A 24,067-nucleotide genomic window follows, 5' to 3' on the forward strand; every position below is an offset into this window, starting at 1 on the left:
GCAGCGGCTTCAGACTGCGCTTGCCGCCATCAGCCCCAGGCTCAGCCCTCCACACACCTGATCCCATGCCCAACGGACAGCCCAACATCCTCATCCTCTGGGGCGATGACATCGGCCAGAGCAACCTCAGCTGCTACAGCGATGGCCTGATGGGCTATCAGACCCCCAACATCGACCGCGTCGCCAAGGAGGGCGGCCGCTTCATCCATTACTACGCCGAGCAGAGCTGCACCGCCGGCCGCGCCGCCTTCATCACCGGTCAGAGCGTGTTCCGCACCGGCCTCAGCAAGGTGGGCCTGCCCGGCGCCCCGGTGGGTTTCCAGGCCGAGGATCCCACCATCGCCGAGCTGCTGAAGCCGCTGGGCTACCGCACGGGGCAGTTCGGCAAGAACCACTTCGGCGACCGCGACGAGCATCTGCCCACGATGCACGGCTTCGATGAGTTCTTCGGCAATCTGTACCACCTCAATGCCGAGGAAGAACCCGAACTGCGCGACTACCCCAAAGAAGACGATCCTGAGTTCCCGAACTTCCGCAAGCGCTTCGCCCCGCGCGGCGTGTTGCACTGCTGGGCCAACGGTGACGGCACCCAGCGGATCGAGAACACCGGCCCACTCACCAAGAAGCGGATGGAAACCGCCGACGACGAGTTCATCGTCGAAGCCAAGCGCTTCATCCGCGATGCGGTGGCCTCGGGCGAGCCCTTCTTCGTGTGGTTCAACACCACCCACATGCACTTCCGCACCCACGCTCGGCCCCAGGATGTGGGCCAGTCAGGGCGTTGGCAGTCGGAATACCACGACGTGATGATCTATCACGACAACTGCATTGGCCAGATGCTGGATCTGGTCGATGAGCTGGGCATCGCCGATGACACGATCGTGATGTACAGCACCGACAACGGCCCGCACATGAACAGCTGGCCCGATGCCGGCATGACGCCTTTCCGTAACGAGAAGAACTCCAACTGGGAGGGGGCCTATCGGGTGCCCGCGCTGGTGCGCTGGCCGGGCCAGATCGAACCCGGCACCCTGTTCACGGGCGTCGTCAGCCACCTCGACTGGCTGCCCACGCTGCTGGCCGCCGCCGGCGAGCCCGAGATCAAGCAGAAACTCCTCGATGGCCATCAGGTGGGAAGCAAGAACTTCCACATCCACCTCGATGGCTACAACATGCTCGATTACTGGACGGGCAAGGCAGGCAAGAGCCCGCGGGTGGAGTTCTTCTACTTCTCCGACGACGGCGACCTCACCGGCCTGCGCTACGACAACTGGAAGTTCGTGTTCGCCGAGCAGCGCGTGACCGGCACGCTTCAGGTGTGGGCCGAGCCCTTCACCGTCCTGCGGCTGCCGAAGATCTTTAACCTGCTCACCGATCCCTACGAACGGGCCGACATCACCTCCAACACCTACTGGGACTGGATGCTCGACCATGCCTTCATGCTGGTGCCGGCCCAGGCCTTCGTGGCTGAATTCCTGTCTTCCTTCCAGGCGTATCCACCCCGCCAGAAGGCTGCCAGCTTCACGGTGGGCGATGTGCTGGAGAAGATGATCTCCGCCGGGGGCGCGAGCTGAGCTCCCGATGAGCGTGGCCCCCATCGTCAGCCGTTCCCGGCCGGGTCGCCCCCCGGCCCGGGACATGGCCTGGATTCCAGCGGGATCCTTTGTGATGGGCTCCGACCACCACTACCCGGAGGAAGCCCCGGCTCACCGGGTGGCGGTGGAGGGCTTCTGGATCGATCGCCATCTGGTCACCAACGCCCAGTTCCTGAAGTTCGTGAAGGCCACCGGCCACATCACCCTGGCCGAGCAGCCCGCCGATCCGGCCGATTACCCCGGTTCCCTGCCGGAGTTGCTCGCTCCTGCTTCGATCGTGTTCGTGCCGCCGCCCGGGCCGATCGGCACCGGCGATCCCTACCGCTGGTGGCAGTACGTGGTCGGCGCGAACTGGCGCCACCCGGAAGGCCCCGGCAGCTCGATCCGGGGGCGGGAGCAGCATCCCGTGGTGCATGTGGCCCATGCCGACGCGGCGGCCTACGCCGCTTGGATCGGCAAGAGCCTGCCGAGTGAAGCGGAGTGGGAACGGGCCGCCTGGGGGGCCGTGAAGGGGCCGAATTCGCCTGGGGTGAGGAGCTTCACCCCGGCGGACGCCCGCTGGCGAACACGTTCCAGGGAGATTTCCCGCACCACAACAGCCTGCTGGACGGCTATGCGGGCACCTCGCCGGTGGGCGCCTTTCCAGCGAACGGCTACGGCCTGTTCGACACCATCGGCAATGTGTGGGAGTGGACGGACAGCTGGTACCTGGACCATGGGGCCAGGTCCGCCGGGGCGGAGGGCTGCTGCGCCTCCGGCTCGGAGGCCCGGGAGGCGAGCATCGATCGCAGCTCCCAGCACGGGGCGATTCCCCGCAAGGTGATGAAGGGAGGCTCCTTTCTGTGCGCCCCCAGCTACTGCCGCCGCTACCGGCCGGCGGCGCGCCTGGCCCAGGGCATCGACACCTCCACCTGCCACCTGGGCTTCCGCTGCCTCGTGCGTCCATGAAGATCCTGCCGATGCTGTGCGCGGCCGCCACCGCCACCGTGGCCTTCAAGGTCACCGAAGCGCTCTCGCCAATGGGGTCGGCCTTCGCCTGCTCGCTCACCATCGCCCTGACGACCTTCGCCAGCGTCCAGCGACCAGCGCTCCCCTCTGGTCGGCCCTGTTGGGGGCCCTGGTGGGGTCCCTGGTGGGCGCCGGAACCGTGGCCGCCGATCTGGTCAGCGCAGAAGGTTTCACGGAGCTGGCCCCCCAGCGGGCCCTGATCGTGGGCAGCCTGGCCCTGGCGGGGATTGTGTCCGGTGCCCTCCTGGGGGGAGTCTGCACCGGCCCTCCCTGCGTCCGCCCAGCGATCTGATCAAGGCCGCCAGCGCCCTGACCACCGGCGTCTTCGCCCTGTTCGTGACGCTCAAGTTCCTCCAGGCGGGTCTCGATCCCGCCCGCACCCTCTCCAGCCGCCTGAGCACCTCGCTCACCGTGCTGGTGGCCTCCCTGGTGCTGCCGGGCTGGGTGGCCTACATCCTCTGTCGGCCCAACCCAGCGGGGGACCCCTGATTCATGGCATGGAAGGAGGCAGTGGAGCAAGTGTTGGCGCAGGCCGTGGGGGCTCTGCAGTTCAGCCTGGAAACCCTCTCGGTGGTCTGCGTGCTGGTGGGGCTGGTGCAGACCCTGCGGCTCGCGTTCAGCCAGCGGCGCCGAAGCCGGGGCGCGGACTTCCCCTTTGCCCGGGTGCGGCTGCGGTTCGGCTCCTGGCTCTCGCTGGCGCTGGAGTTCCAGCTGGGGGCCGACATCGTCGCCACCACCACCGCCCCCAGCGATTCCAATCTGATCCGGCTGGCGGTAGTGGCGGCGATCCGGACCTTCCTGAACATCTTCCTGGCCCGGGAGATGGAGCAGCAGCAACGCCTGGAGGAGCGCTCCCACCCCGAAACAGCCCTGCCGCCCCTGCCATGACCGCCAACCTCACCAACGAACTGGCCAAGGAGCGCAACCGGGCGGCGGCGGAGCGCACCTTGATGGCCTGGATCCGCACCTGCCTGTCGCTGATCAGCTTCGGCTTCGGCCTCGACAAGATCGTCGGCGCCATCAACAGCAGTGGTGGACTCCGTGGGGGCCACGCCGAATGGAGCGTGCGCCTGGTGGCCATGGGCTTTGTGATCACCGGCATCCTGGCGATGGGAGCCGCCACCCGCCAGCACCACCGCGATCTCAGGCGCCTCCTGCGCGACGACTTCACTTACAGCCAGGAGCGCTCCCTGGCCACGGCCACGGCCGTGGCCCTGACCGTGATCGGCGTGTTCGCCCTGCTGATGCTGGCGATCGGCGCGATCAAGAACTGACTGTCCCCTTTCCCCATTCCCGCCATGGCCCAAGCTGCTGCCCTGCTGGTGAGCGCCACCCTGTTCGCGATCATGTTCGCGCTGGGGCTGAGCCTGGCCGGCGACAAATTGAACCTGGTGCGCGAGCGTCCCGCCCTGTTCGCCCGGGTGTTGCTGGGCACCTGCGTGCTGGTGCCCCTGCTGGCGCTGCTGCTGCTGAAGCTGCCGCTCAGCGCGGCCCTCACGCCATCGGCGCGGTTCGCCATCGCCCTGATGGCGATCTGCCCCAGCGCTCCCCTCGCCCTGCGCAAGGCCGGCCAGGCCACGGGCAGCCGTCAGCTGGCGTCCCAGCTGCAGGTGTCGGCGGCGGTGCTGGCGATCCTGTCGATCCCGCTGCTGGCTGACGTCTTCACCCAGACCTACGGAATCTCGGGCTGGGACATCGGTCCGCGGGAGGTGGCCCTGCAGATCAGCAAGGCCCAGCTCCTGCCCCTGGCCTGCGGCATGCTGATGCGGCAGTGGCGACCGGGCTGGGCCCAGCGCTGGGAGGGATTGTTCGACAAGCTGGCCAATGGTCTGCTGCTGCTGCTGATCGTGACGGTGCTGGTCAAGACCGGCCACCTGCTCGTTCCCTTCCTCTCCCGCAGTGCCCTGGCCCTGGGGTTCATGGCGGTGATGGTGGTGGCCTCCCTGGCGATCGGCCATCTGCTCGCCGGCAGCGACCCGGAGGAGCGCACCACCACCGCCCTGGTGACCTCGATGCGCAATCCCGGCCTGGCCCTGCTGCTGGCCAGCACCTACGCCAGTGGGATGGAAGGCCTCAAGCTCGCGATCCTGTCCTACCTGCTCATGACAGTGCTGCTGTCGGTGCCGTACCTGCGCTGGCGCAAAACCCTGAGCAGCGGCGTCGGCGCCTAGGCCACGCATCAAACCCTTACAAAACCACGACGAAGCTGCTGAGGGTGATTAACAAGAAAGGAAGCTCCCTCCGCCCCACACGCCCCATGCGCGATCGATCATTGCTGTTGCTGCTTGCCGCAGGAGTGCTCCTGGCCGCGGCCCCCGGCCGCGCCGAGACCCTCTACAAGCTCGATACCCGCTGCAGCGTCGCCAGTGGAGCACCCCAGGCCTGCAGCGTCGAGGCGATCAATGAAGGTGGCGCCACGCTCTATCGCCACCGCATCGGCACGGCGATCACAACGATCCGCATCACCGACAAGCCCCTGAGGATGGAAATCTGGCAGCAGGACACCAAGCAGTGGAAGTTCCTGCAGAGCGCCTCGGCCCGCTTCTCCACCAACACGCTTTGCTTCAACGGCCGTGAGCTGTGCGTGGTGAATCCCAACTACCTCAACAGCGTCAGCCAGGCCCGCTCCGACCTGATCGCCGGTCGCGATCTGGTCAAGGTGCACTTCGATGCCACCGGTCGCACGAACGCCAGCTGCTACGACGAAGGCTGCGAGCTGGACCTGAAATGAAACGCCTCTCTGGACTCGGCCTGGTGCTGGCCGGCATGATCGCCCTCCCGGCCGGGGCGGGGCTGGCCTTCGATCGCGCCCCTGACCTGGGCGCCCAGCAACTGATCGCCCGCGGCGGCGGCAGAGGGGTGGCGGTGGCGGCTCCCGTGGGGGCGGCGGCGGTGGCGCCCGCATGGGCGGTGGCGGCGGCGGTGGGAATCGTGGCGGTGGCGGTGGCGCCCGTGGGGGTGGTGGGAACCGGGCCAACACTGGCTTCGCCAACGCCGGCGGCGGCCTCAACAGAGGCTCTGGCAAGCCCAGCGGCGGCTGGAGCAACCGGGTGTCCTCCCCCGGGGCCAACCCGTCGATCAACCGCCCAGCGGGCGGCGCGAACCTCGGCAATCGCACCCCGGGGAACCGTCCCAGCGGCGGCCGTGATCTGGCCGGCAATCGCAACCTGAACCGCGACGGAAACCGCAACCTCAACCGAGACCTCAACCGAAACGTCAATCGAGACGTCAACCGGAACATAAACAGAGACGTCAACCGGACCATCAACCGCTCGGCCAACGTCAACCGCAACTGGAACCGCAACGTCAACTTCAACAACGTCAACGTGCGGCCGGGCTGGGCCCGGGCCGGCTGGGGCGTGGCCCGGCCCTGGAACCACGGCTGGTACGGCGGCTGGAACACCCCCACCTGGGGCTGGTGGGGCGCCCGGGCCGCGGCCTGGGGCGTGGGAACCCTGGCGACGGCGGCGATCATCAACGACGCCGTCAACGACGCCATCAGCAGCAACCAGACCACCATCGTGGTGCCGAACACCAACTACCAGTTGCTGTTCGGCTCGGTGCAGCCCTCCGGTACGGCCGGGGTGACCTTCGCCGTCAGCGCCGATGGGAGCACCTACGAGCTCAGCGCCGACTGCAACTCCGGTCTGATCAACGGCCAGGAGCCCCAGAACGCCCAAGAGGCGGAGCTGCTCAACTCGGCCTGCCAGGTGGCCTTCGGCAACGCCTGAGCCGTGGGGCCTTGGCCTACCCCTGGCTGGCCTGGGGCTCGGCCGGGGCGAGGCCTTGCCTGAGCCCATCAACCCGGGCTTGGTTCACCCCCAGATCCGAATCCCCAAGACGGGATTCGGATCGCACCTGCAGCACGCCCCGCTCAGGGTCGGCGAGCAGTTCGAGATCATCGACGAAGCCAAAAAAGCTGCTGGTGGCGGTGGCGTGCAGGTAGGGCTGAGGCTCCTGCTCGTCGAAGCGTTCCACGCGGGTGCCCGGGGTGGACGCCAGTTGAGAAGCCAGACGCCCCAGGGCCAGCGCAGGGTCGGCCACGGGCCAGTCCTCGCGCACGCAGTGGGCCGGGGCCGTGCAGGCGGGCAGCTGGCCGGCCACGGGGCCCAGGGTGTCGGGCACCGGGCCGGCGAAGTGGAACACCAGCAGCAGCGCCGGCAACCAGCTGCCCAGCACCGGGGCCGCCAGCAGACCAAAGGGGGCGAACAGAAAAGCGAGCATCACAGCTGATTGAGGGGGAGGTGGCCAGATCACCAACGGCGGCGATCCAGCCCTGCAGCTGCCAATCCACGCAGCCACTGGCAATCAAAGGATCCTGCCGCACCAACTCGAGGGCACGGGCGTGATCGGGAGCCTCCAGCAACAGCAGCCCGCCGCCACCGGGGCGCCCTTCGCCGTCCACAAGATAGCCGCTGCTGATGGAGAGGCCTTCGGTCTGCAGCCGTTTCACCCAGGCCAGGTGCTCCAGCCGGTGGGGTTCGACCTCGTCCCTTGGGCGCCGAAAGGTCTCGGTCTTGATGAACCAGGCCATCAGGCCGCGGCCCAGCTGCCGTGCAGGCCGTAGGGAATCGCCAGGGGCAGCGGAATCACCGCCTGCTCGCTGAGGTCGTGGGCGTTGAGGATCACCAGGTCGCTGGCGCCGCGCGCCCCGTTCCAGATCAGCACCAGCACCCAGCCATCATCTTCGGCGCTGGCACCGGGGCGGGGCACCATCACCGGCTCGGTCACGAAGCCCCGGGGGGCAGCGCTCCACAGCCAGCGCTCGCCCGTGCCCAGATCCAGCTTCTCGATCGCCTGCAGCGGGTCGTTGCCGCGCTCCCGCTCGGTCACGGCCATCCAGGCGTAGCGGGCCTCGAGGCCCTGGCGATGGGGGTTCACCATCGCGAACTCGCAGCAGCGCGGCTCCAGCAGCTCCGTGTGCACCGCGCCTGTGGACAGATCGATCCGGCAGCGCTTGAGCTGACCCTCCGGCAGGCTCTGGAAATCCACCTGGCGGAAGTCCACGTCGGGGCCAATCGAGGGGAAATCGGCGTAGAAGATCGAATCCACCACCAGCTCCCCCGCCTGAGCGTCTTCGAAGGCGTTGAGGTGGTGGAACACAAAGCCCTCGGGGGCCTCGATCAGCCGCGGCTCCCCTCTCCCGAGCGGGGAACCAGCCAGAACTGCCCCTTCTGGCCGGGCTTGGAGCTCAGGCACTGGGCCGCTCCCTTCTGACCGAACACGAAGGGCAGGGGGTTGAAGGCCACGGCGTTCTGCAGGAACACCGCCCAGTTGGGCGTGATCGCGAAGTCGTGCAGGAAGGCGAACCCCTTGAAGCGGCGGCGCTGGTCGGCCACCAGGGCGCCGGCGGCATCGAACTCCATCAGCCGCACGGTGCTGGTGGGGCCCGCCTTCACCCCAAAGGTGACCATGCGGGCGTCGCCGTGGTGACCGGGATCGAAGCGGGGATGGGCGCTGAAGGCTTCCCCAGGCGCCAGAACCCCATCGAGCAGCGTGAGGCCGCGGGTTTCGAGTGTTTCGGGGTCAAGGGCGTGGGGAGAGCTGGCCTCCCACAGGGCCAGCAGCTGATCGCCAAGGCGCACCACGTGGGTGTTGGCGATGTTCTTCAGGCGCAGGTCGAAGGCGTTAGCCAGCAGGCCCCCTGGCTTCTGGGTCCCGAACACCCCGCGATACAGCAGCTTGCCGGCCTTCTCCTCGGCCTCAAAGCCTTCGGTGCGCACGAAACGGTTGCGCAGATGGGCCTTGCCGCCCTCGAAGCGCAGGGCGGTGATCATGCCGTCGCCATCGAAGGGGTGGTGCATCCAGACCCCGTCCCGCTCCAGGCGCCCGGGACCGTTGCGGTAGAGCGTGCCCGCCAGCTCCGCCGGAATCGTGCCGCTGATGGGCTCCACGGCGCCATCGAGTTCCTGGCCCACATTGCGGAAGGCGCTGGACCAGTCGGCGCGATCAAAGGTCGCCTGGGGGCTGGGGGCAACGGTCATGGCGGCGGCAGGCGGGCCTCCATCATCCCGTAACGGAGTGTGAAGCGCGGCGGATTGGCTCGAGCGGGCGGCTCAGCCCCAGCCGCCCGCCTGCTCCAGCACACCCTTGCTGCTGGGCACCGCCCCGGAGCGGCGGGGATCGAGCTCGGTGGCCTGGCGCAGGGCCCGGGCAAAGGCCTTGAAGGCCGCCTCGACGATGTGGTGCGAGTTCACCCCCGCCAGCTGGCGGATGTGCAGGGTGAGGCCGGAGTTGTTGACCACGGCCGCGAAGAACTCCCGCACCAGTTCGGTGTCGTAGCTGCCGATGCGCGGGGCTGGAATCGTGAGGCCATAGCTCAGGTGCGGCCGGCCGGAGCAATCCAGCACCACCTGCACCAGGGCCTCATCCAGGGGCGCCGTGAAGTGGCCGAAGCGCTGGATGCCGCGGCGATCCCCCAAAGCCTGGGCCAGGGCCTGGCCCACGGCGATGCCCACGTCCTCATTGGTGTGGTGGTCGTCGATGTGGGTGTCACCGTTGGCGCTGATCTCCAGATCCAGCAGGCCATGGCTGGAGAGCTGCTGGAGCATGTGATCGAGAAACGGCACGCCGGTGCCCACCTGGCACTGGCCGCTGCCATCGAGATCCAGGCTGACCCGCACATCGGTTTCGCCGGTGGTGCGGTGGATCGTGCCAGTGCGCATGGAGACCTCCTTCCAGGCCAGTGTGCCGCTCACATGCCGGTGATGCAGTAGCCGGCGTCCACATAAATCACCTGGCCGGTGATGCCGGAGGCCAGGGGGCTGGCCAGAAAAGCGGCGGTGGCGCCCACTTCTTCCTGGGTGACAGTGCGGCGCAGGGGGGCCTTTTCTTCCACGTTGTGGATCATGTCGAGGATGCCGCCGATGGCGGAGCTGGCCAGGGTGCGGATCGGGCCGGCGCTGATGGCGTTCACACGCACCTGCTGCTCGGGGCCGAGTTCGGCCGCCAGGTAGCGCACCGAGGCCTCCAGGGCCGCCTTGGCCACACCCATCACGTTGTAGTTGGGGATCGCCCGCTCAGCCCCCAGGTAGGTGAGCGTGATCACGCTCGCCCCCTGGCTGAACAGGGGCTTGGCAAAGCGGCACAGGGGCGCGAGGGAATAGGCGCTCACCTCCAGGGCCCGGGCGAAGCCCTCCGGGCTGATGGCGGAGTAGTCGCCGATCAGCTCCTCCTTGCCGGCGAAGGCCAGGCAATGCACCAGCACATCAATCGAGCCCCACTGATCCTTGACACGCTCGAACACCGACTCGATCTGGGCCGGGTCCTGCACGTTCAGGGGCTCGAACAGGCTGGGATTCAGGGGCGCCGTGAGCTCGCGCACCTTGCCCTCGAAGCGACCCTTCTCATCGGGCAGGTAGGTGACCCCCAGCTCGGCGCCGGCGGCGGCCAGTTGCTGGGCGATGCCCCAGGCGATCGAGCGGTTGTTGGCGATGCCGGTGACGAGGGCCTTCTTGCCGCGCAGATCAAGGAGCATCGCCGGGGGTCAGGAATCTGCCGATTCTCCCCCAAGGACGGAATCGCCCGAACACCAGGGCTCAGGGCGGAGGCCCCTCCGGCGCCGCGCCGCCCATGGCGTCCTCCTGTTGGCGCACCTTCTCCGGGTCCGCCAGCAGCTGCTTCTCCTCCAGCAGCGGGAACCGCTCCGTCTTCACCGCTTCCAGGGTGCGGGGCGGCTCGATCCAGCTCCAGCTGCTGCGCGGGGCGCGCTCCCGGCAGAGGGCCTCCAGCTCACGCCGTAGGGCGTCGCGCACGTCCTGGCGGGCCACCGCCTCGAACCACTCGGCTCTGGTGGCGAGGCCCGAGCTGAAGGGGGCCGTGCCGTTGCCGTTGAACAGCCGCGCCGCATCCACCACCCAGCGGGGCCGACACACGCCAGACGCGCTGGTGTCGGTCTCCAGCCAGATGTGCAGGCCGTAGCCATCGGGCTGGCTCACCACCGCCAGGCCGTCGTGGGGCTGGTTGCGCTGCAGGGGGAAAAAGCTCCAGCTGGCGCGCCGGTGGGCCGGCACACAGGCGGCGAGGGACAGCCCCAGCAGCGCCGCCAGCAGGGGCGCGAAGGCGGCCTTGGCTCGTCGAGTCGGGGGGCGCAAGGGCAGCAGGCAGCGTCCGCCGATCTTCCCGCATTCCGTAGCCTGGGCCCGTCGCGGTAGGAACCAGCTCGGCCGCCCGCCATGGCCCTGACCGCCTCCACCATGCTGACCCTGGGCACCCCCTGAGCCTTCATCAAGCAGGTCGAGGTGGAGATCGGCTGCAACATCAAATGGCACCCCGGCCAAGCGCCTGACTGGGCTTAAGGTGCCCTGCATGCAGGTGCCCCCTTCGACCTCACCGAGCAGCTCGAGCAACTCGGTGACGCCCTTGATGACGCTGTGCTGCAGGTGTTGCGCAGCGGTCAGTACATCGGCGGGGCCACCACGAGTGCGTTCGAATCGGCCTTCGCCCAGGCCACCGGCAGCCCCCACGCCATCGGTTGCAACAGCGGCACCGATGCCCTGGTGCTGGCCCTGCGGGGGCTGGGCATCGGCCCCGGCGATGAGGTGATCACCTGCTCCTTCAGCTTCTTCGCCACCGCCGAAGCGATCAGCGCCGTGGGCGCCACCCCGGTGTTCGTCGATGTGGAGGAGAGCTCCTACCTGATCGACCTGGACCAGGTGGAAGCAGCGATCACCCCCGCCACCCGGGCGCTGATGCCGGTGCACCTGTTCGGCAGGCCCGTCGACATGGGCCGGGTGATGGCGATCGCCGAGGCCCATGGCCTCAAGGTGATCGAAGACTGCGCCCAGGCCACCGGTGCCAGCTGGGCCGAGCGCCCCGTGGGCAGCTGGGGCGATGCGGGCTGCTTCAGCTTCTTCCCCACCAAGAACCTCGGCGCCGCCGGCGATGGCGGTGCCGTCACCTGCCGCGACGACGCCCTCGCCCAGCGGGTGCGGGAGCTGGCGGTGCACGGCATGCCCCGCCGCTACCTGCACACCACCCTGGGTTACAACAGCCGCCTCGACGCCCTGCAGGCGGCCGTCCTCAACGTCAAGCTGCCCTATCTGGAAACCTGGGTGAACCGCCGGCGCGCCGTGGCCGAGACCTACCGCCAGCAGCTGTGCGACCTCCCCAACCTGCACCTCCCGGAAGCGGGACCAGCCGGCCACAGCTGGAACCAATTCGTGGTGCGGGTGCCCAGCTGTCCCGGCGGCCGGAACAGCTGCGGCGGTCAATGCAGCCCCTCGCTCGACAGCGCCGATTTCGGCCTGCCGGAAAGCTGCTGCCGCGACTGGCTCAAACAGGAGCTTCAAGCGGCCGGCGTCAGCACGATCATCTATTACCCGATCCCCATCCATCGACAGCCGGCCTACGCCGAGCTGGGCTACGGCCCGGGCAGCCTGCCCATCACCGAGCGGCTCACCGCCGGGGTGCTCAGCCTGCCGATCTTTCCTGAGCTCAAGCCCGCCCAGCAGCAGCGGGTGGTGGAGGTGCTCCAGGCCCTGGCCAAGCAACCCATGGCCGCCTGACTCAGGGTCTTGGCGTCCCGTCCCGCTCAGCGCAGGGCGGCGTAGAGGGCCTTGAAGTGCGCCTGCTGCCGCCTGTGCTCCACGATCGGCTCCGGATAGCCGCGCCGCTCCAGGGGGCGATCGCGGCACTGATCAGATCGGCCGTGGCCACGTGGGCCAGTTCCGGCAGCCAGGTGCGGATGTAGTCGGCTTCGGGGTCGTAGCGGCCCGCCTGGGTGGAGGGATTGAAGATGCGCAGGGGCCTCGGATCCATGCCGCTGCTGGCGCTCCACTGCCAACCACCGTTGTTGGCGGCCAGATCGCCATCCACGAGGTGCTGCATAAAAACGCGCTCACCAAGGCGCCAATCGCAGATCAGATCCTTGACCAGGAAGGAGGCCACGATCATGCGGCAGCGGTTGTGCATCCAGCCCGATTCGCTGAGCTGGCGCATCGCCGCATCCACGATCGGCACACCCGTGAGCCCGTCGCTCCAGGCCTGAACACGCACCGGATCGTTCTCCCAGGGGAATCGCTTCCAGAGGGGCCGGTAGGGGCCATCGGCCAGCTCGGGGCTGTGGAACAGGGCCTGCTGGTAGAACTCACGCCAGGCCAGCTCCTGCTCCCAGACGGTGATCGCCTGGCGCTGCTCATCGCTGCCGGCGGCGGGCAGCATTCCCTGGGCCGCGGCCCAGGCCTGGCGGGGGCTGAGGGTGCCGAAGCGCAGGGCGGCACTGAGCACGGATGTGCCGGCGAGGGCGGGCAGGTTGCGGCCGTTGTCGTAGTCGAGCAGAGGGCCCTGGGCGAAGCGGGCCAGCTGCTCGGCGGCGGCCGCCTCCCCGGGCGGCAGGGACAGAGGGTGGCCCCCGCAAACGGAAACCCCAGCGCCTCAGCCGTGGGCAGCTCCCCCAGCAGGGGCAAACTCCGCCAGAGGGCGGTGGCAGGCTCCGGCAGGGCCGCCGGATCGAAACCCAGCAGATCCGTCGGTGCCGGCATGGGCTCCAGCTCCTGGCCCAGACCTCCCACCTGGCGGCGCCAGCTGCGCCAGTAGGGCCCGTAGACCCGGTAGGGGCCGCCGCTGCCGGTCTGGAGCTGCTCCGGCGGCACCAGCAGCTGGTCCCAGAGGGCGAGCACCTTGGTGCCCTGGGCCTGGAGCGCGGCCGCCACCCGCCGGTCCCGCTCCCGGGCGGCGGGCTCCACATCCCGGTTCCAGGCCACCACCTCGGCGCCGATCGCCTGCGCCAGCCTTGGCAGCTCGATCAGCGGATCACCACGCAGCAGCAGCAGCTCGCTGCCGGCCTCCCGCCAGCGCCGCCCCAGCTCCCGCAGGCTCTCAAGCAAAAACCACACCCGCGCCGGGGCCTGATCAGCGGCCTCCAGCTCCGCTGGATCGAGCACAAACACCCCGGTGACCGCCGGGGTGGCGGCGACCGCCGCCGCCAGGGCCCTGTGGTCGGCCAGGCGCAGGTCGCGCCGCTGCCACACCAGCCACCGCTCTTGGGCCATCAGAGACCCAGCAGCTGTTTGGCGCGGAACCAGGCGGTCACGCTCTTGCCATCGAGGGCCTCATCGCCGCTGGCGAGGGCCGCATCCAGCTCGGACGGCTCCAGCAGCAGCACCTCCAGGTCCTCGTCGTCGTCGCCGGGGGGGCCTCGGTGAGTTCTGAGAGCTCCCGGGCCAGGAACAGGTGGATCACCTCATCGGAGTAACCGGGGCAGGGCAGCATCACCCCGAGCTCATCCCAGCGCTCGGCGCTGTAACCCGCCTCCTCCTGCAGCTCCCGCTCCATGGTGCTCAGGGGTGTCTCGCCCGGATCAAGGGTGCCGGCAGGGAACTCGAGCAGCCGGGTGGCGACGGCAAAGCGGTACTGGCGCAGGATCACCACCCGCCCGTCATCGAGCACCGGCACCGCCAGGGAGGCCCCGGGGTGACGAATCACGCCGAAGCTGCCCTCGAGGCCCATCGGCAGCTTCACCCGGTTGAGCTCGAAGCGAAGCTTGCGGGCCTCCAGCACCGCCTCGGTGGCCAGCAACTCGTAAGGCTCGGGGGAGGGGAGGGGCGCCATGGCCGCAGCCGCTGAGGCCCCCCAGTGTGGCCGCCGCCGGTGAGGGGCCGTGAACGCACGCGGGGGTCAGGGGCTGCCTTCCGGCCATCCCGCCCGAGCCGGCAGGCGTTCAGGCGGTGGCACCCCCGCTGGGGTGGGGAGAGCCGCCAACCGCTTGGCCACCGTGCCGGCGGCCCCCGGCAGCTGGAGCTGCGGATCGATGGCCGCCAGTGGCGCCAGCACGAAAGCCCGCTCCAGCAAGCGGGGATGGGGCAGCTCCAGCTCCGCGAGCCTCAGGCGCTGCGGGCCGCACCAAAGCAGATCGAGGTCCAGGTGGCGGGGGCCCCAGCGCTCCCGTCGCACCCGCCCGAAACGACGCTCCAGCGCCAGCAGCTCCGCCAGCAAGGCCTGGGGATCGGGGTGCCCCGGGGCGCCCCAAGCGGCGGCCCCAGCTCCCTCCGGCAAGGCCCCCACCAGGGCGGCATTGAGGTAAGCGGGCTGGCCGGGGGGACCGCCCACGGGCGCCGTGCGAAACAGGGGCGACCAGCGGCAACGTCCGGCCCCCAGGAGCGCCACGAGCCGTTGCTCCAGCAGGGGCCGCAGCGCCAGCAGCGTGGCCAGCGGGTCGCCCAGATTGGCCCCCACTCCGATGGCCAGGGTCTGATCAGCGAGACTGGCGCTCACGTCCACGGGCCGGTCCCCCATGCTCGCAAGTGGCTTCCCCCTGGCGGCGATCACCGGCCACGGCACCTTGAAGCTGGCCCTGCTGCTGGCGGCGGTGGATCCTGCCCTGGGGGGTGGTGATCGCCGGCGGCCGCGGCACGGGCAAGTCAGTGCTGGCCCGCGGTCTCCATGCGCTGCTGCCCCCGATCGATGTGGTGGAGGGCAGCCTCAACGGTGACCCCCAGCGCCCCGATGAATGGGACGCGGCCACCCGAGCGCGCATCACCGACCTGGGGGGCGATGCCAGCGGCACCGACCCCACCGCCCTGCTCGCCACCCGGGTGATCCCGGCCCCGTTCATCCAGGTGCCCCTGGGGGTGAGCGAAGACCGGCTGGTGGGCTCGGTGGATGTGACCGCATCGTTGGCCAGCGGCAGCGCCGTGTTCCAGCCCGGGCTGCTGGCGGAGGCCCACCGCGGGGTGCTCTACGTCGATGAACTCAACCTGCTTGACGACGGCCTGATCAACCTGCTGCTGGCGGCGGTGGGCTCGGGCGACAACCGGATCGAGCGCGAGGGGCTCAGCCTCAGCCACCCCTGCCGCAGCCTGCTGATCGCCACCTACAACCCCGAGGAGGGGCCGGTGCGCGACCACGTGCTCGACCGCTTCGCGATCGTGCTCTCAGCCAACCAGGTGGTCAGCACCGCCCAGCGGGTGGAGATCACCGAGGCGGTGCTCTCCCACGGCGAAGCCAGTGGCGATTTCCGGGCCCGCTGGCAGGAGGAAACCGATGCCCTCGCCACCCAGCTGCTGCTGGCCCGCCAGTGGCTGCCGGATGTGACGATCGCCCGCGAACAGATCGCCTACCTGGTGAACGAGGCGATTCGCGGGGGCGTCGAGGGTCACCGGGCGGAGCTCTATGCGGTGCGCGTGGCCAAAGCCCATGCGGCCCTCTCCGGCCGCGACCGGGTGGAGGCCGACGACCTGCAGGTCGCCGTGCGGCTGGTGATCGCCCCGAGGGCCCGGCAGCTGCCTCCCCGGATCCTGAGCAGCCCATGGAGCCGCCACCTCCGCCGCTACCCCAGGGGGAGCAGCCCCCCGAGCAACCGGAGCCGCCGGATGACCCAAGCAGCGACGACGGGCCGGAAGATGAGCCCGAAGACGAATCAGAAGACGACAGCCCCGAGGACCAGGCGCCCCCCTCGATTCCCGAGGAGTTCCTGCTCGATCCCGAGGCCATCGCCATCGATCCCGACCTGCTGGTGTTCAGCGCAGGGAGGGCCAGGAGCGGCGGCAGCGGCAAACGCTCGGTGGTGCTCAGCGACTCCCGCGGCCGCTACGTCAAGCCGATGCTGCCCCGGGGACCCGTGCGCCGCATCGCCGTGGACGCCACCCTGCGGGCGGCGGCCCCGCACCAGAAGAAACGCCGGGAGAAGGAGCCCCACCGCACCGTGATCGTCGAAGACGGCGACCTGCGCGCCAAGCTGCTGCAGCGCAAGGCGGGCGCCCTGGTGATTTTCCTGGTGGATGCCAGCGGCTCGATGGCCCTCAACCGCATGCAGAGCGCCAAGGGGGCCGTGATCCGGCTGCTCACCGAGGCCTACGAGAACCGCGACGAAGTCGCCCTGATCCCCTTCCGGGGCGAGCAGGCGGAGGTGCTGCTGCCCCCACGCGCTCGATCACGGCCGCGAAGCGGCGGCTCGAATCCATGCCCTGCGGCGGCGGTTCCCCCCTGGCCCACGGCCTCAGCCAGGCGGCGCGGGTGGGGGCCAATGCCCTGGCCACCGGCGACCTCAGCCAGGTGGTGGTGGTGGCGATCACCGATGGGCGCGGCAATGTGCCCCTGGGCCGCTCCCTGGGCCAGCCCCAGCTGGAGGGGAGGAGCCGGTGGACCTCAGGGAGGAGGTCAAGCAGGTGGCGAGCCGCTACCGGGCCCTGGGCCTGAAGCTGCTGGTGATCGACACCGAGCGCAAATTCATCGGCAGCGGCATGGGCAGGGAACTGGCGGAAGCCGCCGGCGGTCGCTACGTGCAGCTGCCCAAGGCCAGCGACCAGGCGATCGCCGCGATCGCCATGGAAGCCGTCGCCAGCCTCTGAGGCCCTCAGCGCATGGGGACCGCCGTTGGTCCGCTTTTTTCCTTCGCCGCCGGCTTGAAGCCCGCCTTGGCAGCGCCGTTGGCCCCGGACTTGGCAGCGGACTTGGCGCCACCAGCCTGCTCCGGATAGAGCTCATCGAAGAACTTACCCAGGCCCAGGGTGACGCTGCGCACCCCATCCATGAACTGCGGATCGGCGGTGAGTTTGTTGACGTCTCCGCCGACGGCCTCCCAGCGCGCCGTCAGCTTCTCGGCGTTGGCGGCGGTGCCCTTGAGCTGAGCCACGGTGTTCGGGTTATCGAAGGCGGCGGTGACGTTGCGGATGTGGCGCGAGGCCTGGGCCGCCTCGGAGGTGGCCGTCTTCAGGTTCGCCAGAATCGGATCGGCCTTGAGCACGGCGGCATTGAGATCCTTGACCAGCAACCGGGAATCCAACAGGAAGCGGTTGGCCTGCTTGGAGGTGACATCCATGCTGGAGGTGACGCCGGCGATCCGGGTCACCAGCTTCTGGTCGTTGGCCTGATCCAGGATGTTCTGCATCAAGGCGGTGACGCTGCTGAGGCTGGCGGCCGCCACCCCGGGCACCTCTCCGCCGGAGCAGACCATGGCCTTCGGGTCGCAGTCGGGGGAACGGGGCCGCGGCGTCGGTTCAGGTCCCGGCGGGGCCGTGGACATCAAGGCCACCTCGGCGTCGCCCCCCAGCAGCGAACTGCTCTTGACTTCAGCAAGCGCCGGCCGGCGCAGGCGCAGATCGGGGTCGGTGATCTCCAGCAAAGCCTCCACGGCTCCGGAACTCACCTGGATCCTGCGAACGCTTCCCACCAGCACGCCGCGGTAGGTGACCGACGAGCGGTCAGCCAGGCCGGCGGCATCGGCGAAGCGAACCTTGACTGTCCAGATGTTCTGGTTGAGGGACATGCCCTTGAGCCAGGCCCAGAGCCCGGCCGAACCGGCGATCGCCGCCAGCAACGAGAACCCCACGATCGCCTCGCGCAGACTGCGGCGCATGGGTTCAGAGCTCCGCCGGCTGCATGGGGCCGTCCAGGCTACCGCTCCTGAACTGCACCACAAACGGATTGTCGGTGCAGCGGAATTCCTCGACGCTGCCGATCCAGTGGAACCGACCGTCGTAGAGCAGGGCCACCCGGTCGGCGGCTCGCTCGATCGTGCTGTGAACGTGGCTGACCACCACCGCTGAACCCTTGGCCACCTCGGTGGTCTTGACGATCAGGTCTTCGATGCGGGTGCAGGCCACTGGATCGAGGCCCGCCGTGGGCTCATCGAAGAGCAACAGGGGGCGCGTCCCGCCGGCTGGGTGGGGTCATCGATCAGGGCCCGCGCAAAGCTCACGCGCTTCTGCATGCCGCCACTGAGCTCGCCGGGGTACATGTCCTCGATGCCGTAAAGCCCCACCGCCTCCAGGCAGCCGCTCACCCGCTCGCGAATCTCCGCCGGCCGCAGGCGACTGTGGCGGTAGAGCAGAAAGCCCACGTTCTCCCGCACCGTGAGCGAGCCCAGCAGGGCGGGGTTCTGGAACACCAGACGCACATCAGGGGATGGCGCTGGTCGAGGCGCAGGTAGCGCTGCTCGGAGCCGTGGATGCGCAGCCGGCCGCTGGTGGGCAGCTGCAGTCCGGCCATGATCCGCAGGATCGTGGATTTGCCCGCCCCCGAGGGACCGACCACCACCAGGCGCTCGTCGGGGGCCAGCACCAGGTCCACCGCCTCCAGCACGAAGCGATCGCCCCAGCGCATGGTCAGGCGCTCCATCACCGCCACGGGCTCGGGGCTCGAAACCGGATCGCTCACGGAGAAGGGGCGGGGCTGGGGCCATCTTCGCTTTCGTTCGTACAGTTGCTGCAATTCCACATCGGCACCTCGCCCCAGTGGCTTGAGCCCCCAGACCCCCAGCCCACGGAACCGCGCCGCCCGTCGGCGCCAGCAACGCCCGGGGTGGGTGGGCCGGGGGATCTTCGCCAGCAAGACCTCATGAGCCGGTCCTGGCGGGCGGCGCGCTGGCTGCAGCCCGGTCTGGTGGTCAAACGCTGGATCCTCACCTCCGGGCTGGGGCTGCTGGTCGCGCTGCTGGGGGTGGCCGTCTGGGCCGACCTCAAGCCGATCTACTGGTTCCTGGAATCGATCAACTGGCTGCTCAAGAACATCACCACCGTGCTGCCGCGGGCGATCACCGGTCCGCTGGTGCTGGTGATCGGTGGTGCCCTGATCTGGCTGGGTCAGAGCCGCAGCTTCGGCTCGATCCAACAGGCCCTCGCACCGGAAAAAGGCACGGTGCTGGTGGATGCCCTGCTGGCCCAGCGGCGCTTGAACCGGGGCCCGGCGATCGTGGCGATCGGCGGCGGCACCGGCCTCTCCACCCTGCTCAGCGGCCTCAAGCGCTACAGCAGCAACCTCACGGCGATCGTGACCGTGGCCGACGACGGCGGCAGCAGCGGTGTGCTGCGGCGAGAGCTGGGGGTGCAGCCCCCGGTGACATCCGCAACTGTCTGGCGGCCCTCTCCACCGAGGAACCGCTGCTCACCCGCCTGTTCCAGTACCGCTTCAAGGCGGGCAGCGGCCTGGAGGGCCACAGCTTCGGCAACCTGTTCCTCTCGGCCCTCACCGCGATCACCGGCAGCCTCGACTCGGCGATCACCGCCAGCAGCCGGGTGCTGGCGGTGCAGGGCCAGGTGGTGCCCGCCACCAACGCTGATGTGCGCCTCTGGGCCGAGTTGGAGAACGGCGAGCGCATCGAAGGGGAATCGCGTATCGGCCAGGCCGCCAGTCCGATCGTGCGCCTCGGCTGCACACCGGAGCGCCCCCCGCCCTGCCCAGGGCCCTGGAGGCGATCGCCAATGCCGAACTGATCGTGCTCGGACCTGGCAGCCTCTACACCTCGTTGCTGCCGAACCTGCTGGTGCCCGAACTGGTCGAGGCCATTTCCCGCAGCAAGGCGCCCCGCCTCTACATCTGCAACCTGATGACCCAGCCCGGTGAAACCGATGGCCTGGACGTGGAGGGCCATCTGCGGGCGATCGAGGCCCAGCTGGCCAGCCTGGGGGTGGAGCAACGGCTGTTCACCGCCGTGCTGGCCCAGGAGTCGTTGGAGGAACCCACCCTGGTGGCCCATTACCGCAGCCGTGGGGCCGAGCCGGTTGACTGCGACGTGCGCCACCTGCGCAGCCAGGGCTACGAGGTGATGCTGGCGCCGCTGCAGGGGGCCCGGCCGAGTGCCACCCTGCGCCACGATCCCCGCAGCCTCGCCCTCGCGGTGATGCGTTTCTACCGACGGGGCAAGACTCAGTAGGCGTCCTGGAGCTCGTAGAAGTCAGGCTGGACGTAGTCCTTGCGCAGGGGATAACCCTTCCAGTCCTCGGGCATGAGCAACCGTTTGGGATGGGGATGACCCTCGAAGCGAATGCCGTACATGTCGAAGGTTTCGCGCTCCTGCCAGTCGGCTCCGCGGAAGAGCGGATAGAGGCTGGGGATGGTGAGGTCGCCATCCCGCTGAAGGAACACCTTGAGGCGCACCTCCTCGGGGCAGCTGCCGGCGGCGGGGCTGGGGTCGGCCCCGGCGGCCAGACGCACCAGGTGGTAGAAGCTCACCAGGCGTCCACCGGGGCCCTCGTCGTAGCCCCCTGCACCTGCAGGTAATCGAAGCCACGGGCCTTGAGGGCGGCCGCCACGATCGGCAGCACCTGCGGCTCCACGCCGATCAGCTCGACGCCCAGGTGGTCGGGGTCAAGGAACTGGTGCTCAAAGCCCTCGGAGCTCAGCCACTGGCTCCAGGGGCCGGGCTGGGGTGCGGCCAGGGTTGGCGCGGGATCGGTGGTGGATTCAGGCATCGCCCTTGTCTGCGAAGGAGGGGACGGGTTCGGTCAGGGCCACCGGCAGGGCGGCCGAGGCGGCCAGGGCCGCCCGCTGGGTTTCAGCCCTCAGGTAAGTGCCATCGACGATCGGCAGGGTCGCCACCATCTGGTGCTCGATGGTGAGATAGCGATGGGTCTGCGCGAGCTGGCCGCGCTCGGCGAACGACTCATTGGCCACCTTCTTGCGCAGCTTGATCACCGCGTCGAAGATCGCCTCCGGCCGTGGGGGGCAGCCGGGAAGGTAGAGGTCGACGGGGATCAGCTTGTCGACCCCGCGCACGGCGGTGGTGGAGTCGGCGCTGAACATGCCACCGGTGATCGTGCAGGCGCCCATGGCGATCACGTACTTGGGCTCCGGCATCTGTTCGTAGAGCCGCACCAGGGCCGGAGCCATCTTCATGGTGACCGTGCCGGCCACGATCAGCAGATCCGCCTGGCGGGGGCTGGAGCGGGGCACCAGACCGAAGCGGTCGAAATCGAAGCGGGAGCCGATCAGAGCGGCGAACTCAATGAAGCAGCAGGCGGTGCCGTAGAGCAGGGGCCAGAGGCTGCTCAGTCGCGCCCAGTTGTGGAGATCATCCAGGCTGGTGAGGATGATGTTCTCGGAAAGAGCGTTGGTGACGCTGGGGGTACCGACGGGACTGCAGCTGGCGGCCCGCAGGTCACGCAGGGCGTCGATCGCCATCGAGGCAGGGGCGGTGGGCGAGGGGGGTCAAGGTCATGGTTCAGCTCCATTCCAGGGCGCCTTTGCGCCAGGCGTAGGCAAGGGCCAGCACAAGGATGGCGATGAAGATCAGGGCCTCGATGAAGGCCAGCAGCCCGAGGCGGTGGAAGGCCACCGCCCAGGGGTAGAGGAAGACGGTCTCCACGTCGAAGATGACGAAGACCAGAGCGAACATGTAGTAGCGGATGTTGAACTGAATCCAGGCCCCGCCGATGGGCTCCATGCCGGATTCATAGGTCAGCTGGCGTTCTCCGGCCTGGGAGCGGGGGAGAGCAGCTTGTTGGTGACCAGGGCCAGCACCGGGACCGCCGCCGAGATCAGCAGGAAGCCGAGAAAGGCGTCGTATCCGGAGAGAACGAACATGAGCAGGGCCGACCTGCGGCGGATTCTGACACCTCCCGGCCAGAGCCGACGCATGGAAGCGCTGGACCCGGAGCCGCTGGATAGAGTCAGAAGAGCGCAATGGGTGACGACGACGATGGAGGCCATCCCCCAGGAGCCGGCGCTGGACGTTCCGGAATCACCCATTGACGAGCCTGCGGACACGGCTGCTGCGTCCGCCGACCACCCAGAGCCCTCGCCGTCGCCTGGGCCGGTGATCGCCGTGGAGGGCTCCAGCCAGGACGCGGCCGACCAGGTCGAAGAAGACGGCCGCGACCACCGCTTCGAATGCCGCAGCTGCGGTTTCGTCTTCGATCCCACCGAGGGCATCCGCAAGCTAGGCATCGAGCCTGGAGTGGCTTTCGAAGACCTCGATCCGCTCAGCTTCCGCTGCCCGGTCTGCCGCAGCAGGGTGGGTGCCTTCAAGGACATCGGGCCACGGAACAAACCCAGTGGCTTCGAGGAGAACCTCGGCTTCGGCCTTGGGGTCAACAAGCTCACACCCGGCCAGAAGAACGTGCTGATCTTCAGCGCCTTCGCCCTCGCCGTCGCCTTCTTCCTTTCCCTTTATTCCCTTCGCTGAGTCCCGTGAAACGGCCGCTGCTCTCCACCCTGCTCAGCCTCGTCCTGGCCCTTGGCCTGGCCCTGGGGGTGGGCGGATGCTCCAGTTCCCATTTGCCGATCGCCCAGACCAGTCCTTGGCAGGCCGTGGAGCTGCCCAGCCGCTCCAATCCCCTGGATCTGGCCTTCAGCGATGACCGTCACGGTCTGCTGGTGGGAAGCAACCGGCTGATCCTCGAAACCGAGGACGGCGGCGCCAGCTGGCAGGAACGTGCCCTGGAGCTGCCGGCCGAGGAGAACTTCCGGCTCCTGAGCATCGATTTTCAAGGCCAGGAGGGTTGGATCGCCGGCCAGCCAGGTCTGTTGCTGCACAGCGATGACGCCGGTCAGAGCTGGACCCGGCTGCTCCTCGACACCAAGCTCCCCGGCGAGCCCTATCTGATCACGGCACTCGGCCCCCGTCAGGCCGAGCTGGCCACCAGCGTGGGCGCCATCTACACCAGCAGCGATGGGGGCACCAGCTGGCAGGCCAAGGTCAGCGACGCCGCCGGCGCCCTGCGGGACCTGCGCCGCGGCAGCCAGGGCGACTACGTGGGGGTCTCGAGCCTGGGGAACTACTTCGCCACCTGGGAGCCTGGTCAGGAGCTCTGGCAGCCCCACCAGCGCATCAGCAGCCAGCGGCTGCAGAGCATGGGCCAGCAGCCCGACGGCCACCTGTGGATGCTCTCCCGCGGGGCCCAGATGCGCTTCGACGGCGACGCGGACAGTCCCGAGAGCTGGGGTAAGCCGGTGATTCCGATCAACAACGGCTACGGCTATCTCGACATGGCCTGGGACCCCAACGGCGCCATCTGGGCCGGCGGCGGCAGCGGCACCCTGCTGGTGAGCCAGGACGGGGGCAAGAACTGGAGCACCGATCCGGTGGGCCGCAGCCAGGCCAGCAACTTCAGCCGCATCGTCTTCCCCGGCGGCGACAAGGGATTCGTGCTTGGGGAGCGGGGCAACTTGCTGCGCTGGGTGGGCTGATGCGTCCCTCTGTAACCAACCAGTGCCCGCACTCCCGGGGCTCTGCTCCTGACCCTTAGGATCACTTAGCTGAATTGCCCGCTGCTATGGCTGCCGGCTCCACCGGGGAACGTCCGTTCTTCGAGATCATCACAAGCATCCGCTACTGGGTCATCCACGCCGTCACCTTGCCGGCGATTTTCCTGGCCGGATTCTTTTTCGTTTCCACTGGCCTGGCCTACGACGCCTTCGGAACTCCCCGTCCGGATGCTTACTTCCAGGCCCAGGAAAGCAAGGCTCCGGTCGTGAGCCAGCGCTACGAAGCCAAGAGCCAACTCGATCAGCGCTTGAATTAAGCCATGACCCAATCCCCCATCGCCACCACACCGCGCAACTATCCGATTTTCACGGTGCGTTGGCTTTCGGTGCATGCCCTTGGCATCCCGACGGTGTTTTTCCTGGGTGCGCTGGCGGCCATGCAGTTCGTCCGTCGCTGAAGCCCATCCCCATGCAACGCAATCCCAACCCCAACAACCTGCCGGTCGAACTCAACCGCACCAGTCTCTACATGGGGCTCTTGCTTGTGTTCGTCACCGGTGTGCTGTTCACCAGCTACTTCTTCAACTGATCCGGAACCTCAG

21 protein-coding genes and 10 pseudogenes are annotated in these 24,067 nt (G+C 68.8%); 17 read left to right on the forward strand and 14 right to left on the reverse strand.

What is annotated here, in order from left to right; translation table 11 throughout:
- Positions 1 to 65: 65 nt before the first annotated feature.
- From AAF143_RS04530 to AAF143_RS04570, 9 genes and pseudogenes are all read left to right on the forward strand, one after another.
- Positions 66 to 1,574: an arylsulfatase gene (locus AAF143_RS04530; protein WP_255008374.1), complete on the forward strand. Its 1,509-nt coding sequence runs from the start codon at positions 66 to 68 to the stop codon at positions 1,572 to 1,574.
- A gap of 94 nt (positions 1,575 to 1,668) precedes the next feature.
- Positions 1,669 to 2,543 (forward strand): annotated as a pseudogene (locus AAF143_RS04535) (SUMF1/EgtB/PvdO family nonheme iron enzyme).
- Between the two features lie 16 nt (positions 2,544 to 2,559).
- Complete coding sequence (locus AAF143_RS04540) at positions 2,560 to 2,895, forward strand: hypothetical protein (protein WP_414026557.1); 336 nt, start codon at positions 2,560 to 2,562, stop codon at positions 2,893 to 2,895.
- 44 nt (positions 2,896 to 2,939) lie between these two features.
- Complete coding sequence (locus tag AAF143_RS04545) at positions 2,940 to 3,092, forward strand: hypothetical protein (RefSeq protein ID WP_414026558.1); 153 nt, start codon at positions 2,940 to 2,942, stop codon at positions 3,090 to 3,092.
- Between the two features lie 30 nt (positions 3,093 to 3,122).
- A complete protein-coding gene (locus tag AAF143_RS04550; RefSeq protein ID WP_414026890.1) occupies positions 3,123 to 3,491 on the forward strand; it encodes a DUF1622 domain-containing protein in 369 nt (122 codons plus the stop codon).
- Positions 3,488 to 3,877 carry a YidH family protein gene (locus tag AAF143_RS04555; protein WP_255008382.1) on the forward strand — a complete coding sequence of 130 codons (390 nt, stop codon included), beginning with the start codon at positions 3,488 to 3,490 and terminating at the stop codon, positions 3,875 to 3,877. Before AAF143_RS04550 ends, AAF143_RS04555 begins: the two co-directional genes overlap by 4 nt.
- Positions 3,878 to 3,901: 24 nt before the next feature.
- Positions 3,902 to 4,774 carry a bile acid:sodium symporter family protein gene (locus AAF143_RS04560; protein WP_255008384.1) on the forward strand — a complete coding sequence of 291 codons (873 nt, stop codon included), beginning with the start codon at positions 3,902 to 3,904 and terminating at the stop codon, positions 4,772 to 4,774.
- Positions 4,775 to 4,860: 86 nt separating this feature from the next.
- Positions 4,861 to 5,334, forward strand: a complete 474-nt coding sequence (locus tag AAF143_RS04565) for a hypothetical protein (protein ID WP_255008386.1) — start codon at positions 4,861 to 4,863, stop codon at positions 5,332 to 5,334.
- A 319-nt stretch (positions 5,335 to 5,653) separates the two neighbouring features.
- A complete protein-coding gene (locus AAF143_RS04570) occupies positions 5,654 to 6,334 on the forward strand; it encodes a hypothetical protein (protein WP_414026559.1) in 681 nt (226 codons plus the stop codon).
- A 16-nt stretch (positions 6,335 to 6,350) separates the two neighbouring features.
- Here AAF143_RS04570 and AAF143_RS04575 read toward each other — a convergent pair whose 3' ends face one another.
- The 6 genes and pseudogenes from AAF143_RS04575 to AAF143_RS04600 form a co-directional block, all read right to left on the reverse strand.
- On the reverse strand, positions 6,351 to 6,827 hold the full coding sequence (locus AAF143_RS04575) for a DUF1499 domain-containing protein (RefSeq protein ID WP_255008390.1): 477 nt from the start codon (positions 6,825 to 6,827) through the stop codon (positions 6,351 to 6,353).
- A gap of 79 nt (positions 6,828 to 6,906) precedes the next feature.
- A pseudogene (locus AAF143_RS04580) lies at positions 6,907 to 7,137 on the reverse strand (YciI family protein); the annotation flags it as partial.
- Positions 7,137 to 8,587, reverse strand: a pseudogene (locus tag AAF143_RS04585) (carotenoid oxygenase family protein). The pseudogenes AAF143_RS04580 and AAF143_RS04585, both read right to left, overlap by 1 nt.
- Before the next feature lie 72 nt (positions 8,588 to 8,659).
- The gene (gene hisB, locus AAF143_RS04590) at positions 8,660 to 9,268 is read right to left on the reverse strand and encodes an imidazoleglycerol-phosphate dehydratase HisB (RefSeq protein WP_255008397.1); all 609 of its coding nucleotides are present in this window, start codon (positions 9,266 to 9,268) and stop codon (positions 8,660 to 8,662) included.
- Between the two features lie 29 nt (positions 9,269 to 9,297).
- Entirely contained in the window at positions 9,298 to 10,080 is a 783-nt protein-coding gene (gene fabI / locus AAF143_RS04595; protein ID WP_255008399.1) for an enoyl-ACP reductase FabI, read from the reverse strand.
- Positions 10,081 to 10,141: 61 nt separating this feature from the next.
- A complete protein-coding gene (locus AAF143_RS04600; protein ID WP_255008401.1) occupies positions 10,142 to 10,696 on the reverse strand; it encodes a hypothetical protein in 555 nt (184 codons plus the stop codon).
- A gap of 279 nt (positions 10,697 to 10,975) precedes the next feature.
- Here AAF143_RS04600 and AAF143_RS04605 point away from each other — a divergent pair, with 279 nt between their 5' ends.
- Positions 10,976 to 12,109 carry a DegT/DnrJ/EryC1/StrS family aminotransferase gene (locus tag AAF143_RS04605; RefSeq protein WP_414026560.1) on the forward strand — a complete coding sequence of 378 codons (1,134 nt, stop codon included), beginning with the start codon at positions 10,976 to 10,978 and terminating at the stop codon, positions 12,107 to 12,109.
- Between the two features lie 26 nt (positions 12,110 to 12,135).
- On the opposite strand, the pseudogene AAF143_RS04610 reads toward AAF143_RS04605, so the two are convergent.
- From AAF143_RS04610 to folK, 3 genes and pseudogenes are all read right to left on the reverse strand, one after another.
- Positions 12,136 to 13,594 (reverse strand): annotated as a pseudogene (locus AAF143_RS04610) (FAD-binding domain-containing protein).
- A pseudogene (locus AAF143_RS04615) lies at positions 13,594 to 14,153 on the reverse strand (NUDIX domain-containing protein). Before AAF143_RS04615 ends, AAF143_RS04610 begins: the two co-directional pseudogenes overlap by 1 nt.
- Before the next feature lie 66 nt (positions 14,154 to 14,219).
- Complete coding sequence (folK, locus tag AAF143_RS04620) at positions 14,220 to 14,816, reverse strand: 2-amino-4-hydroxy-6-hydroxymethyldihydropteridine diphosphokinase (RefSeq protein ID WP_414026561.1); 597 nt, start codon at positions 14,814 to 14,816, stop codon at positions 14,220 to 14,222.
- A gap of 19 nt (positions 14,817 to 14,835) precedes the next feature.
- Between folK and bchD the strand changes: the two are divergent.
- Positions 14,836 to 16,891 (forward strand): annotated as a pseudogene (bchD, locus tag AAF143_RS04625) (magnesium chelatase ATPase subunit D).
- A gap of 5 nt (positions 16,892 to 16,896) precedes the next feature.
- Here the strand turns inward: bchD and AAF143_RS04630 are convergent.
- Together AAF143_RS04630 and AAF143_RS04635 are read right to left on the reverse strand one after the other, a co-directional pair.
- The gene (locus AAF143_RS04630) at positions 16,897 to 17,898 is read right to left on the reverse strand and encodes an MlaD family protein (RefSeq protein ID WP_255008412.1); all 1,002 of its coding nucleotides are present in this window, start codon (positions 17,896 to 17,898) and stop codon (positions 16,897 to 16,899) included.
- Positions 17,899 to 17,902: 4 nt separating this feature from the next.
- Positions 17,903 to 18,644: pseudogene (locus AAF143_RS04635) on the reverse strand (ABC transporter ATP-binding protein).
- A gap of 234 nt (positions 18,645 to 18,878) precedes the next feature.
- Between AAF143_RS04635 and AAF143_RS04640 the strand changes: the two are divergent.
- Positions 18,879 to 20,193 (forward strand): annotated as a pseudogene (locus tag AAF143_RS04640) (gluconeogenesis factor YvcK family protein).
- Here the strand turns inward: AAF143_RS04640 and AAF143_RS04645 are convergent.
- The 3 genes and pseudogenes from AAF143_RS04645 to AAF143_RS04655 form a co-directional block, all read right to left on the reverse strand.
- A pseudogene (locus AAF143_RS04645) lies at positions 20,187 to 20,731 on the reverse strand (NAD(P)H-quinone oxidoreductase subunit J). The pseudogenes AAF143_RS04640 and AAF143_RS04645 sit on opposite strands and share 7 nt — an antisense overlap.
- Complete coding sequence (gene nuoB, locus AAF143_RS04650) at positions 20,724 to 21,440, reverse strand: NADH-quinone oxidoreductase subunit NuoB (protein ID WP_255008735.1); 717 nt, start codon at positions 21,438 to 21,440, stop codon at positions 20,724 to 20,726. Before nuoB ends, AAF143_RS04645 begins: the two are co-directional and overlap by 8 nt.
- Before the next feature lie 40 nt (positions 21,441 to 21,480).
- Positions 21,481 to 21,842, reverse strand: a pseudogene (locus AAF143_RS04655) (NAD(P)H-quinone oxidoreductase subunit 3).
- A gap of 103 nt (positions 21,843 to 21,945) precedes the next feature.
- On the opposite strand from AAF143_RS04655, the gene AAF143_RS04660 reads away from it, so the two are divergent.
- The 5 genes from AAF143_RS04660 to AAF143_RS04680 all read left to right on the forward strand — a co-directional run bounded on the left by AAF143_RS04660 (position 21,946) and on the right by AAF143_RS04680 (position 24,054).
- Positions 21,946 to 22,443, forward strand: coding sequence for a rubredoxin (locus tag AAF143_RS04660; RefSeq protein ID WP_414026562.1), 498 nt, complete (start codon positions 21,946 to 21,948; stop codon positions 22,441 to 22,443).
- A gap of 5 nt (positions 22,444 to 22,448) precedes the next feature.
- Positions 22,449 to 23,447 (forward strand): photosynthesis system II assembly factor Ycf48, encoded by a 999-nt coding sequence (locus AAF143_RS04665; protein WP_255008422.1) that lies wholly within the window; start codon positions 22,449 to 22,451, stop codon positions 23,445 to 23,447.
- Positions 23,448 to 23,533: 86 nt separating this feature from the next.
- Entirely contained in the window at positions 23,534 to 23,782 is a 249-nt protein-coding gene (psbE, locus tag AAF143_RS04670) for a cytochrome b559 subunit alpha (protein WP_255008425.1), read from the forward strand.
- A 3-nt stretch (positions 23,783 to 23,785) separates the two neighbouring features.
- Positions 23,786 to 23,923: a cytochrome b559 subunit beta gene (gene psbF, locus AAF143_RS04675; protein ID WP_255008427.1), complete on the forward strand. Its 138-nt coding sequence runs from the start codon at positions 23,786 to 23,788 to the stop codon at positions 23,921 to 23,923.
- A gap of 11 nt (positions 23,924 to 23,934) precedes the next feature.
- Positions 23,935 to 24,054, forward strand: a complete 120-nt coding sequence (locus AAF143_RS04680; protein WP_255008430.1) for a photosystem II reaction center protein L — start codon at positions 23,935 to 23,937, stop codon at positions 24,052 to 24,054.
- Positions 24,055 to 24,067: the final 13 nt, after the last annotated feature.

Origin of the sequence: Cyanobium sp. ATX-6F1, assembly GCF_047395825.1 — a bacterium.
Lineage (GTDB): Bacteria > Cyanobacteriota > Cyanobacteriia > PCC-6307 > Cyanobiaceae > ATX-6F1.